This window comes from Curtobacterium sp. LFS079 (assembly GCF_047977865.1).
GTDB lineage: Bacteria > Actinomycetota > Actinomycetes > Actinomycetales > Micrococcaceae > Arthrobacter.
This window is the reverse complement of sequence record NZ_JBFPFO010000019.1, coordinates 22,214-34,768: the sequence shown is the minus strand read 5'-3', so window position 1 is coordinate 34,768 and position 12,555 is coordinate 22,214. Positions and strand designations below refer to the sequence as shown.

Here is a 12,555-nt window from a genome sequence, read left to right as displayed (position 1 = left end):
AACCGGGCGGGGATTTTCGTTGCCTAGGATTTTCCCTTGCCGCGGCGCTTGAGGTAGCGCTCGAACTCCCTCGCAATGGACTCTCCCGTGGCTTCCGGGAGGTCCGCCGTGTCCTTGGCCTCTTCCAGTTGCCGGACGTACGCGGCGATTTCCGGATCGTCGGTGGCGAGTTCATTGACGCCGCGTTCCCAGGCCTCGGCGTCTTCCGCCAGGGACTGGGTGTCAAGCGGCAGCTGCAGCAGGTCTTCCACCTTGTGCAGTATCGCCAGTTGGGCCTTCGGGGACGGCGCCTGGGACACGTAGTGCGGAACTGCCGCCCACAAGGACAAGGTGGGAAGGCCCGCCAGCATCGCGAATTCGGCCAGCACGCCGACGATGCCCACCGGGCCCTCGTATTGGCTGGCCTCAAGATTCAGGCGGTGCCGCAAAGCGTTGTCTTCTGTCGTAGTGCTGACCGGAATCGGCCGGCTGTGCGGAACATCCGCAAGGAGCGCACCGAGCAACACCACATAGTCCACCTTCTGTGACTCAGCATGGACAAGCAGCTCCGTGGTATAAGCACGCCACCGGTAGGATGGCTCCGTGCCCAGCACGACCACCACGTCCACATTGCTTTCCGGGATGCTCGCCCGGTACAGGCGGGTGCTGGGCCACTTGACCCGGCGTTCTCCCGAAGCGGTGCGGCGGACCGTGGGCCGGGTGAACTGGAAATCGTAATAGTCATCGGCATCGACCGTTGCCACCTTCTTGCCCTGCCACAGCTTGTTCAGGTAGCGCAATGCATCGCTTGCGGCCTCGCCGGCATCGTTCCAGCCTTCAAAGGCAGCAAGCATTACGGTGATGCGCTTGCCTTCCTGCACGGGCTGCAGGAGGTGCTCGGCTTCCCGGGGCGTGTCCTGTCCGTCGCGGTCTCCGTCCAAACTGTTCATTCCCTCACCCTACGTCGAAGCGGCCCGGCTGTGCATGGCATCACACGCCGCAGCGGCACGGCACTTCCCGGCCCCACGGGAGCACCCGGCGGGCCGCAGGCGATGGCCGGAGCCGGGCACGGTGGCACGTAGACTGGAGCATATGCATGCCACCCCTTCCCAGCCCCGCCTGAAAGCCGCCCTCTGGGACATGGATGGCACCCTGGTGGACACCGAGCCCTACTGGATCGCTGCGGAGCACGCACTGGTGGAAGCCCACGGCGGGCGGTGGTCCCATGAAAAGGCCATGCAGCTGGTAGGTCAGTCCTTGACGCACTCTGCGGGCATTCTGCAGGACGCCGGGGTGCAGATGGAAAAGCGCGAGATCATCGACACGCTCAGCGCGCAGGTGATCGAGAGCATCAAACGGGAGGTGCCCTGGCGGCCGGGCGCGCGCGAACTGCTGGAGGAACTCCATGTGGCCGGCGTGCGCTGCGCGCTGGTGACAATGTCGGAGGGTCCCTTGGCGCGCGAGGTTGTGGCCAGCCTCCCCAAGCCGTATTTCGAATTCCTGATCACCGGGGACTCGGTCAGCCAAGGCAAACCGCACCCCGAAGCGTACCTGGCCGCGGTCGAGCGCCTGCGCCTCTCCGACCCCGAACTGACCATCGACCACTGCGTCGCCCTGGAGGATTCCGTCCCGGGTGTTGCCTCAGCCTTGGCCTCCGGCGTCGTAACAGTGGGGATTCCGCATCAGATGCCGCTGCCGGAAGACATCCGCCGCACCACGTGGGATACCCTTGCCGGGCGCACCGTCGCCGAACTTGAACAACTTGTCGCAGACCGTGCGCGCCTGGCCGGACCCGGTGCCCTTCTTGAGGGAGCGAACTAGGTGGACAGCGGCGGTACAGCGAACCACAGCGCGCGCAGGGGGAGAAAGGACGGCATCCCGCTTGGCAGGATCGCCGGCATCCCGGTGTACCTCGCCTATTCGTGGTTTGTGATTGCGATCTTCATTGTGATCACCAACGGGCCGGTGTTGCAGGCCAGCACTCCGGGCCTGGGAATGACCGCCTACCTGGTCGCCTTCGCCTACGCCGTGCTGTTGGCATTTTCTGTTTTGGTACATGAGCTGGCCCACGCCTTCAGCGCCAGGCTTTTCGGCTGGCCCACGGACAGGATCGTGCTGAATCTCTGGGGCGGCCACACGCAATTCCAAACCTTCACCGCGTCTCCTGGCCGTTCAGTCATCGTGGCCCTTGCCGGGCCTGCGGCCAACTTCGTCCTTGCGGGCGCAGCTTGGCTGCTCGTAGCGACCCATGCATTCTCCGGGGTGGCAGACAGCTTGGTGAACATCATGATGTGGGTCAACTTCCTGATCGGCATCTTCAACGTGCTCCCCGGCCTGCCGCTGGACGGCGGACGCTTGGTGGAGTCCGCTGTCTGGAAGGCCACAGGAAGCCAGGAAAAAGGCACCATCGCCGCGGGCTGGACCGGCCGGGTGATCGCCATCGCTTTGCTCGCGGGTTTCATTGTGCTGCCCTGGCTGCGCGGCGCCAGGCTGGACTTCGCTCAGACGACCATCACCGTCCTGGTCTGCGGTTTCCTCTGGGTAGGCGCATCGGCGGCCATCAACCAGGCCACCATGCGCAGCCGCCTCCGCTTCGTCAACGCCGGCGCCCTGGCCGAACCCGCCGTCGGCGTGCCGGACACCGTCAGCGTGGCAGACGCGCTGCGGTTGTCCCCGGAAGGCCGGCCCGCCGTCGTCGTGCAGGATCCGGACGGCCGCCCCAGGGCATGGGTGGTTCCCTCCTCAGCACTGGCGGTACCACCCGCACAACAGGCGACGACGCCGGTCACGGCGGTCGCCGCGGCCCTGGCGCCGGGCGCTTACGTTCCCTGGAACGCCGGCGGACAGGAGCTCATCCAGTACCTGGCCCGTCTGGAGGGCGGCGAATACGCCGTCGTGGACGACTCAGGCGCAGTGACAGGGCTGCTCCGCCAGCAGGCCGTAGTGAGCGCCATTACAGGTAAAGATCCCCGCCGGAGCGGGCGCGCCTAGCACCTTCCCGGTAGAGTTACCTGCCGGCCATGAATTAATCCGGACACCTGCCGCGCATCGCGGCGACGATCGACGGCCCCAGCCTTACAAAAGCGAGGAACACATCCATGAGCAGCGAAACCGCCGCCAAGAACAGCACTGTGGCGACCGGCGCGGACACTTCGGCGGGCCAGGCGACGGGAGCGGCGCGCCGGCGCGGACCGTTCCGCGTCGGCGAGCGTGTCCAGCTCACGGATGAACGCGGCCGCATGAACACCATCACCCTCGAAGAGGGCGGCGCCTTCCACACCCACCGCGGTTTCCTGAACCACGACGAAATCATCGGCAAGGTGGACGGTTCGGTGGTGTCAAACAACATCGGCCAGCAGTACCAGACCCTCCGCCCGCTGCTCTCCGACTTCGTGCTTTCGATGCCGCGCGGTGCAGCCGTGGTCTACCCCAAGGACGCCGGCCAGATCGTCACCATGGCCGATATCTTCCCTGGCGCCCGCGTGGTGGAAGCCGGTGTTGGCTCCGGTGCGCTCTCCATCTCCCTGCTGCGCGCAGTGGGTGACGCCGGTTACCTCCACTCCTTCGAACGCCGCGAGGAATTCGCCGACATCGCCCGTGGCAACGTCGAAACCATCTTCGGCGGGGCGCATCCGGCCTGGAAAATCTCGCTGGGCGACTTCCAGGAAGAAGTGGTCCGCAGCGAAGCGCCCGGGTCGGTGGACCGCGTGGTGCTGGACATGCTCGCCCCCTGGGAATGCCTCGACGCCGTCGCCACGGTGCTTGCTCCCGGCGGCGTCTGGATCAACTACGTTGCCACTGTCACCCAGCTCTCCCGCACCGCAGAGGCGATCAGGGCCGACGGGCGCTTCACCGAGCCCGATGCCTGGGAATCCATGGTCCGCGGCTGGCATCTGGAGGGGCTTGCCGTGCGGCCGGATCACCGGATGGTGGCACACACCGGATTCCTGTTGGTCACCCGCCGGCTGGCCGCCGGCGTCACGGGCATCTCCACGAAACGGCGCCCCTCGAAGACCGAATTCAGCGAAGAAGACCTGAACGCCTGGACCCCCGGCGCAGTCGGGGAACGCGCGGTTTCCGACAAGAAACTCCGCCGCGCAGCCCGCGATGCCATCGCCGGCACCAACGTCAAGGATGCGCCGGCCCAGGAGGGCTAGGGAAGATCACAAACTGGTCCGCATTCCGGATGTCAGAGCCTTCCCGGGCCTTTTGAGGGCTAAGGTCTATCTATAGACGCAGGAAGGGGCTGATGCTTCGTGGATACCACGAACAACGATTTCGGACTGACACCGGAAGAGTCCTCCGCAGGGGCGGAAGGCACAGTGGAACGCGGCTTGTCCGCCATTGGACCGAAGCAGGGCGAAGGCGAGCTGACAGTCGCCGAGCGGCAGATCAACATCCTTCGTGACAAGCTCCGGCACATCGACCGGCAACTTGCGGCGGCTACCCAGAACAACAGCAAGCTCGTGACCATGCTGGAGACGGCCAAGGCCGAAATCGTCCGGCTCAAGAGCGCCCTCGAACAGGACGGCCAGCCGCCGTACAGCTTCGGAACGATTCTGCAGATCAATCCGCGCCGCCAGGCAACTGCCGGCAATTCGGGCCAGGCCGCCACGGAGGAATCCGTGGACATCTTCAACGCGGGCCGGAAAATGCGCGTCGGCATCAGCCCGCTGGTGAACGTTAACCAGCTGGCCGTGGGCCAGGAAGTCCTGCTGAACGAAGCCCTCCTGGTGGTCATGGCCCTGGGCTACGAACGGGCCGGCGAACTCGTGACCCTGAAGGAAAAACTGGGCCATGACCGGGCCCTGGTTGTCGGCCGCGCCGACGAGGAACGGGTGGTCCGGCTCTCGGGCGCCCTGCAAAGGGAATCCCTGCGCGTCGGCGACGCCTTGTCCCTGGATTCGCGCACCGGCTACGTCCTGGAGAAAGTTCCCCGGGCGGAAGTCGAAAACCTGGTCCTGGAAGAAGTCCCGGACATCACCTATGAGGACATTGGCGGCCTGGGGCCGCAGATCGAACAGATCCGCGACGCCGTCGAGCTTCCTTTCCTGCACCCCGATCTCTACCGCGAGCACGGACTCAAGGCCCCCAAGGGCATCCTGCTTTACGGCCCTCCCGGCTGCGGCAAGACCCTGATCGCCAAAGCCGTTGCCAACTCCCTGGCGGCCCGGGCAGGGGAGCGGGCAGGTAACGCCGAGCTGCAGAGCTACTTCCTCAATATCAAGGGCCCGGAACTGCTGGACAAGTACGTCGGTGAGACCGAACGCCACATCCGGCTGATCTTCGCCAGGGCGCGGGAGAAGGCGTCCGATGGCAGTCCCGTGGTGGTCTTCTTCGACGAAATGGATTCGCTGTTCCGCACCCGCGGTACCGGGGTGTCCTCCGACGTCGAAACCACCATTGTGCCGCAGCTGCTCAGTGAAATCGACGGCGTGGAGCGCTTGGACAACGTCATTGTGATCGGTGCATCCAACCGCGAGGACATGATCGACCCCGCCATCTTGCGGCCCGGCCGCCTGGACGTCAAGGTCAAGATCCAGCGCCCGGACGCTGAAGCCGCCGCGGACATCTTCGCCAAGTACATCACCACGGACCTGCCGTTCCATCCGAACGACCTGGCCGAGCACGGCGGCGATGTGCAGGCGACGGTTGACGCCATGGTCCAGCGCACGGTGGAGGCGATGTACTCCACCGAGAAGTCCAACGAATACCTCGAGGTGACCTACGCCAACGGGGACACCGAAATGCTGTACTTCAAGGACTTCAATTCGGGTGCTGTGATCCAGAACGTCGTCGACCGCGCCAAGAAGTACGCCATCAAGGATCTCCTCACAAGCGGGCAGAAGGGCCTGCGGATCGACCACCTGCTCCGCGCCGTCGTCGACGAATTCCGCGAGCACGAGGACATGCCCAACACGACGAACCCGGACGACTGGGCACGGATTTCCGGGAAGAAGGGTGAACGGATCACCTACATCCGCACCATTGTCCAGGGCAAGGCCGGCCAGGAGCCCGGGAAGTCGATCGAGACGACCCCGAACACCGGCCAGTACCTGTGACGCCGGGAAGGGATGCCCTGCCTGGCAGCGAGCTGCCGGCAGGGGGAGCCATGCGCGTCATGGGCTCGGAGACGGAATACGGTATCCACGCCCCGTCCGCCCCGGGCGCGAATGCCACCATGATGTCTGCCCGGGTCATCCAGGCCTACGCCCAGCTCACTCGGCAGAAGACCGCCGGAGGAGCGGAAACCCGTTGGGACTACACGGACGAGGAGCCCCTGCACGACGCCCGCGGCTGGACCCTGGAACGCAGCATGGCCGACCCCAGCCAATTGACGGACCAGCCTCCGGTGCTTGACGCCGAAGCAGTGGCCCTCGCCTACGGTCGCCAGGAACTGGAGACCGACGGTTCGGACGAGGCCGGATCCTTGCTGATGAACATGGTCCTCGGCAACGGCGCCCGCCTCTACGTGGACCACGCCCACCCGGAATATTCGAGCCCGGAGGTAACCAACCCGCTCGCCGCCGTCACCTGGGACGCCGCAGGAGACCTCGTGGCGCTGGCCGCAGTGCGGAAACTGGCGGCCGATCCGGAGCTTCCGCCGATCAACCTCTACAAGAACAACACGGACAATAAATCCGTCTCCTACGGCTCGCATGAAAACTACCTGATGCCGCGGTCCGTTCCCTTCGGAGACATCGTCCGGGGCCTTACTCCGTTCTTCATCACCCGGCAGATCATCTGCGGCGCCGGACGCGTGGGACTGGGCCAGGACGGTTCCCGGCCCGGCTACCAGATCAGCCAGCGGGCGGACTTCTTCGAAGCGGAAGTCGGGCTTGAAACCACCATCCGCCGGCCGATCATCAACACCCGCGACGAACCGCACGCCACCGCCGACAAATACCGGCGGCTGCATGTCATCATCGGTGACGCCAACCTGAGCCAGGCCTCCAACTACCTCAAGTTCGGTACCACCGCCATGGTGCTGAGCCTGATCGAGGCGGGGCAGGCTCCAAGGATCGAGGTCCACGAACCGGTGGGGGCGCTGCAGGAAGTCAGCCACGACACCTCGCTCACCGGCACCCACCGCCTGCTGGACGGCCGCCGGGTCACCGCGCTGGACATCCAGTGGATCTACTACGAGGCCGCCGCCAAGCTTGCCCAGGAGACCGGAGTCTCGGATGCAGACAGCGGCGACGGACACACAAAGGCCGTGCTGGAGCATTGGGAGTCGGTACTCACCCTGCTCGGCTCCAACCCGCCGGCTGCCGCACCTTCCGTGGAATGGCTCGCTAAGCTGGCCCTTCTTGAGGGGTACCGGAGGCGCGACGGCCTCGAATGGGGAGACGCACGGCTGGGACTCGTCGACCTCCAGTGGTCCGACATCCGGCCCGAAAAGGGGCTGTACTACCGGATGCTTGCACGGGAACGGATGCAGCGCATTGTCGACGACGGCGCGATCGCCCGTGCCGTCGTCGAGCCGCCTTCCGACACCCGGGCGTTTTTCCGCGGAAAGTGCGTCTCGACCTTCGGCAAGCAGGTGGTCGGGGCCAGCTGGGATTCCGTCATCTTCGACGTCCCGGGCATCGGGAAACTGCAGCGCGTGCCCACCCGGGAGCCGCTGCGCGGCACCGAATCCCTCACCGGTGAGCTCTTCCGGAGGCACAGCACGGCAGAAGGCTTCCTCGGCGAACTGCTTGGTCCGCCGCCGGGTCCGCGGGCCTGAAACCGCGGCCTCCCGGGGCGCAGGGAAACGCCCGCGTCAAAACAGCAGCGAGGCCGCCCGCACCGTGGCAATATGGCATTACAGGGTCCCTGCGGCAGTTCCAGTCCGGAGCCGTCGTTCAGGGGGCAAAGAGAATGGAGAGGGTCATGGCAGCCCAGGAACAACAACAGCCGCAGTCCCGGGACACCGAGGTCGAGGACGCGGTACCCGAGGCACCTCCGGCTGCACCCGAGGCCCAGGCATCGGCAGCCACCCAGGGCGTGGACGACCTGTTGGACGAGATCGACGGCGTCCTTGAATCCAACGCCGAGGAGTTCGTCCGCGCATTCGTGCAAAAGGGCGGCCAATAGCGGCAAGGACCCCAACCACTCCCGGCCGGCGCCGGGGCCGGATGTCATCGTCGAAGGAGCGCACCAGTGCACGAGCTAAGGGCCGGCTTCCCGGCCACCCAGGCAACGTCGTCATTCACCGAGTATCTGCAGCGCTCAAGACCTGAACTCCTGCCCGGCAGCCAGTTGCTCCCCGCCGGCCAGATTCCGCAGGCACCCCACGCCACAACGATCGTCGCCCTGGCCTACCCGGGCGGGGTCCTGATGGCGGGGGACCGGCGGGCCACCATGGGCAACGTGATCGCGAGCAGGCATATCGAGAAGGTGTTTCCTGCCGACAGCTACTCCGTGCTGGGCATAGCCGGCACCGCCGGCCTGGCCATAGACATCACCAAGCTCTTCCAGGTGGAACTGGAGCATTACGAAAAGATCGAAGGCACGCTGCTCAGCCTGGACGGCAAGGCCAACCGCCTCGGCGCCATGATCCGCAGCAATCTGCCCATGGCGATGCAGGGCATGGCCGTGGTCCCGCTGTTCGCCGGTTTCGATCAAGTGGCTCAGCTCGGGCGGCTGTTCTCCTACGACGTCACCGGCGGCCGCTACGAGGAACAGGAACACCACTCCGTGGGCTCGGGTTCGGTCTTCGCCCGGGGCGCCCTCAAGAAGCTGTGGCGCCCCAACCTTTCCGAAAGCGAGGCGGTCGCCGTCGCGGTCGAGGCTCTCTATGACGCCGCCGACGACGACTCCGCCACGGGCGGGCCGGACCCGGTCCGGCAGCTCTGGCCGGTGGTGTATACCGTAAACAGCGCGGGCGCCCGCAGGGTGCCGGACCGCGAGCTGGCCGAAATCGCCGGGCGGATCGCCAACTCGCGCACCATCGAAGGAAGGGAGGCCTGACATGACCCAGCAGTTCTACGTTTCGCCCGAACAGCTGATGAAGGACCGCGCGGATTTCGCGCGGAAGGGAATTGCCCGGGGCCGTTCGGTGGTCGTGATCAGCTGCGCCGACGGAATCGCCCTCGTCGCCGAAAACCCTTCCCCCTCGCTGCACAAGATCGGCGAGATTTACGACAAGATCGCCTTCGCCGCAGTGGGCAAGTACAACGAATTCGAGAGCCTCCGGCAGGCCGGCGTGCGCTACGCGGATGTCCGCGGTTATTCCTATGACCGCGAAGACGTCACCGCGCGCGGCCTCGCAAGCGTCTATGCGCAGAGCCTGGGTGCGGTCTTCACCGCCGAGCAGAAGCCCTTTGAAGTGGAACTGGCCGTGGCCGAAGTAGGCCGGGACCAGGCCTCCGACCACCTGTACCGGCTGACCTTCGACGGCTCAATTGCAGACGTCAACGGCTTTGTTGCCATGGGTGGCCTGGCCGAGCAGGTCTCCGCGGCCCTCGACGACGGCTGGAGCGCCGAGCTCAGCCTGTCCGGTGCGCTCCGGCTTGCGGTCCGCGCACTGGCCGCGGACAAGGAAGCGGAGGCCTTGCCCGGAACGGCGGTGGAGGCGGCCGTGCTCGATCGCGGTTCGGAAAGCAGCCGAGGCTCGCGCCGGGCATTCCGGCGGCTTCCGGTCGAGGAAATTGTTCGCTTGCTGGAAGGGGTGGCCTGACATGGACAAGAGGATTTTCGGAATTGAAACCGAGTTCGGGATCTCCTACTCGAGCCCCGATTCCCGCCCGCTCGCACCGGAAGAGGTGGCGCGGTACCTGTTCCGCAAAGTGGTCAGCTGGGGCCGTTCCTCCAATGTGTTCCTCACCAACGGGTCCCGGCTCTACCTCGACGTCGGTTCCCACCCGGAATATGCCACGGCCGAATGCGACGACCTGGCCCAGCTGATCGCCCATGACCGGGCGGGGGAGCTGATCCTGGACGATCTGGTGGACGAGGCACAAAGCAGGCTCGCCGCCGAAGGGTTCAACGGCACGGTGTACCTGTTCAAGAACAACACCGATTCGGCCGGGAACTCCTATGGCAGCCACGAAAACTACCTCATCCCGCGGCGGGGGGAGTTCTCCAGGCTGGCCGAAATCCTCATCCCGTTCCTGGTCACACGCCAACTGATCGCCGGCGCCGGCAAGGTGCTGAAGACCCCGCACGGTGCAACCTTCGCCTTCTCCCAGCGGGCGGACCACATCTGGGAAGGCGTCTCTTCGGCGACCACCCGTTCGCGACCCATCATCAACACGCGGGATGAGCCGCACGCCGACGCCGAGTTCTTCCGCCGGCTCCACGTGATCGTGGGCGACTCCAACATGTCCGAAACCACGGCGCTGCTGAAAGTCGGCACCGTGGACCTGCTGCTCCGGATGATCGAAGCCGGCGTGATCATGCGGGACATGCGGATGGAGAACCCGATCCGGAGCATCCGCGAGATCTCCCACGACCTCAGCGGGAAGGCCCTGGTCCGGCTTGCCAACGGCCGCCAGCTGACCGCCCTGGAAATCCAGCGGGAATACCTCGCCAAGGTCACCGAATTCGTGGAAAGCAACGGAGCCCACAATCCGCACGTGCCCCTGATCCTCGACCTTTGGGAACGCACCCTCGATGCCATAGAAAGCGGTAGTACCAGCGGGATCGATACCGAGGTTGATTGGGCCATCAAGAAAAAGCTCATGGACGGATACATGGAACGGCATGGCCTAGGCTTTGACTCGCCCCGGATCGCCCAGCTGGACCTGACGTACCACGACATCTCGCGGCAGCGCGGCCTGTTCTACCTGCTCCAATCCCGCGGCGCCGCACGGCGTTTGCTGGCGGAGACGGACATTAAGGACGCCGTGGACATGCCGCCGCAGAGCACCCGCGCCAAGCTGCGGGGAGACTTCGTCCGGCGGGCGCAGGAACTGGGCCGTGACTACACGGTGGACTGGGTCCACCTGAAACTCAACGACCGCGCCCACCAGACCATCCTCTGCAAGGACCCTTTCCGCAGTGTCGATGAGCGGGTGGACGCATTGCTGGATTCAATGAGCTGACTCCCAGCTTTTGCCGTTACTCTGGAACTTGGCCATTTTCCAGGTCAACTCTTGCGTGCCCGGGCCCAGCCCCGGCACGCGTCCTTGAGCCCCGACGAAAGTTCAACTTGTGCGCCGACTCCTAGCAATTCTGATCCCTGGCCTCTTGCTGCTCACCGCCTGCGGAGGCGGTACTCCCGCGGCCCCGGAGCCGAGCAGCCAGTCTGCCGGCGATGTGGCTAAGTTCGCTTCCTTGAAGATTTCCGACAACGGTGACAAGAAGGCCCCGGGGCTGGAATTCCCCAAGCCGCTGGAAGTGGCGGAACCCACCGTGAAGGAAGTCACCGAGGGCAGCGGTGACCGCATCCGGGCCGGCCAGATCGTTGAAATGTCCTACGTGGCCGTGGACGGCAAGTCAGGCAAGACCCTGGAAGACACCTACCCGACAGGTTCGCAGCCGATCGAACTCAACGACGACCTCAAGAAGGGCAGCGCCCTGATCTACAACGTCGTGGTCGGCGCGAAGGTCGGTTCGCAGATCGCTTTTGCCGCTCCGGGCAAGGCCGCCAGCGGAGGCACCGCGGCCGGCTCGAGCCAGCTGGTTGTCTTCAAGCTGATCTCCGCGAAGGACGCACCGAAGGTCCTTGACAAGCCGGAAGGCGACGCCGTCACCCCGCCCACCGGGCTTCCGACGGTCAAGGTCAACAGCGAGGGCGTTCCGGAAATCTCGGTCGCCGGGGTCAAGGCCCCCACGTCCCTCATTGCCCAGGACCTGATCAAGGGCAAGGGCGCCGTGGTCAAGGCCACCGACACCCTGAGCGTCAACTACGTCGGCGTCAACCTGGCCGGCGGCAAGAAGTTCGACTCCAGCTTCGAGGACAGCTTCGGGCACAAGGGTGTCGCCACGTTCCCGCTCAGCAACGTCATCAAGGGCTGGACCCAGGGCCTGGACGGCAAGACGGTCGGTTCCCGCGTCCTCCTGGTCGTGCCCAAGGCCCTCGCGTACGGTGACGCCGGACAGGGTGAAGCCAAGGGCGACCTCGTTTTTGTCGTCGACATTCTCGGCGCCAAGTAGCCAACACAGCAAGCAAACCCACCAAGCACACATTGAGGAGCAACATGTCATTCGGACAGCGCGACTACGACCGCACCAAGCCTGAGATCGACTTCCCGGAAGGCGACGTTCCGGCCGAGCTGGTCATCACGGACCTGATTGCCGGAGACGGCGCCGAGGCCAAGCCCGGCGACACTGTCTCCACCCACTACGTCGGCGTGGCCTGGTCCACCGGCGAGGAATTCGACTCTTCCTGGAACCGCGGCACCCCGCTCGACTTCCGCGTTGGCGTCGGCCAGGTCATCCAGGGCTGGGACCAGGGCCTGCTCGGCATGCGCGTCGGCGGCCGCCGCCGCCTCGAGATCCCTTCCGAGCTCGCTTACGGCTCCCGGGGCGCCGGCGGAGCGATCAAGCCCAACGAGGCACTGATCTTCGTCGTGGACCTGGTCGCCGTCCGCTAGACGCAACGCACCAGGAAGGGGGGGGGGGGGGGGGGGCGCCCCCCCCCCCCCG

12 protein-coding genes are annotated in these 12,555 nt (G+C 65.6%); 11 read left to right on the top strand and 1 reads right to left on the bottom strand.

The window, feature by feature from the left end; genetic code table 11:
• Positions 1 to 23 precede the first annotated feature (23 nt).
• A complete protein-coding gene (locus tag ACNQPB_RS19470) occupies positions 24 to 929 on the bottom strand; it encodes a PAC2 family protein (RefSeq protein WP_498754073.1) in 906 nt (301 codons plus the stop codon).
• Between the two features lie 142 nt (positions 930 to 1,071).
• Here ACNQPB_RS19470 and ACNQPB_RS19465 point away from each other — a divergent pair, with 142 nt between their 5' ends.
• From ACNQPB_RS19465 to ACNQPB_RS19415, 11 genes are all read left to right on the top strand, one after another.
• Positions 1,072 to 1,800 carry an HAD family hydrolase gene (locus ACNQPB_RS19465; RefSeq protein ID WP_498754072.1) on the top strand — a complete coding sequence of 243 codons (729 nt, stop codon included), beginning with the start codon at positions 1,072 to 1,074 and terminating at the stop codon, positions 1,798 to 1,800.
• Positions 1,801 to 2,970 carry a site-2 protease family protein gene (locus ACNQPB_RS19460; protein ID WP_498754071.1) on the top strand — a complete coding sequence of 390 codons (1,170 nt, stop codon included), beginning with the start codon at positions 1,801 to 1,803 and terminating at the stop codon, positions 2,968 to 2,970.
• Between the two features lie 107 nt (positions 2,971 to 3,077).
• On the top strand, positions 3,078 to 4,136 hold the full coding sequence (locus ACNQPB_RS19455) for a tRNA (adenine-N1)-methyltransferase (protein WP_498754070.1): 1,059 nt from the start codon (positions 3,078 to 3,080) through the stop codon (positions 4,134 to 4,136).
• Positions 4,137 to 4,235: 99 nt separating this feature from the next.
• Positions 4,236 to 6,041, top strand: coding sequence for a proteasome ATPase (arc, locus tag ACNQPB_RS19450; protein WP_498754069.1), 1,806 nt, complete (start codon positions 4,236 to 4,238; stop codon positions 6,039 to 6,041).
• A 50-nt stretch (positions 6,042 to 6,091) separates the two neighbouring features.
• The gene (dop, locus tag ACNQPB_RS19445; protein WP_498754067.1) at positions 6,092 to 7,708 is read left to right on the top strand and encodes a depupylase/deamidase Dop; all 1,617 of its coding nucleotides are present in this window, start codon (positions 6,092 to 6,094) and stop codon (positions 7,706 to 7,708) included.
• A 146-nt stretch (positions 7,709 to 7,854) separates the two neighbouring features.
• Entirely contained in the window at positions 7,855 to 8,058 is a 204-nt protein-coding gene (locus ACNQPB_RS19440; RefSeq protein ID WP_498754066.1) for a ubiquitin-like protein Pup, read from the top strand.
• 66 nt (positions 8,059 to 8,124) lie between these two features.
• Positions 8,125 to 8,934: a proteasome subunit beta gene (gene prcB / locus ACNQPB_RS19435; RefSeq protein ID WP_498754064.1), complete on the top strand. Its 810-nt coding sequence runs from the start codon at positions 8,125 to 8,127 to the stop codon at positions 8,932 to 8,934.
• A gap of 1 nt (position 8,935) precedes the next feature.
• Positions 8,936 to 9,643 carry a proteasome subunit alpha gene (prcA, locus tag ACNQPB_RS19430; protein ID WP_498754063.1) on the top strand — a complete coding sequence of 236 codons (708 nt, stop codon included), beginning with the start codon at positions 8,936 to 8,938 and terminating at the stop codon, positions 9,641 to 9,643.
• Between the two features lies 1 nt (position 9,644).
• Positions 9,645 to 11,009, top strand: a complete 1,365-nt coding sequence (pafA, locus tag ACNQPB_RS19425) for a Pup--protein ligase (protein ID WP_498754061.1) — start codon at positions 9,645 to 9,647, stop codon at positions 11,007 to 11,009.
• 109 nt (positions 11,010 to 11,118) lie between these two features.
• Entirely contained in the window at positions 11,119 to 12,063 is a 945-nt protein-coding gene (locus tag ACNQPB_RS19420; protein WP_498754060.1) for an FKBP-type peptidyl-prolyl cis-trans isomerase, read from the top strand.
• Between the two features lie 44 nt (positions 12,064 to 12,107).
• Positions 12,108 to 12,503 (top strand): FKBP-type peptidyl-prolyl cis-trans isomerase, encoded by a 396-nt coding sequence (locus ACNQPB_RS19415; protein WP_498754059.1) that lies wholly within the window; start codon positions 12,108 to 12,110, stop codon positions 12,501 to 12,503.
• Positions 12,504 to 12,555: the final 52 nt, after the last annotated feature.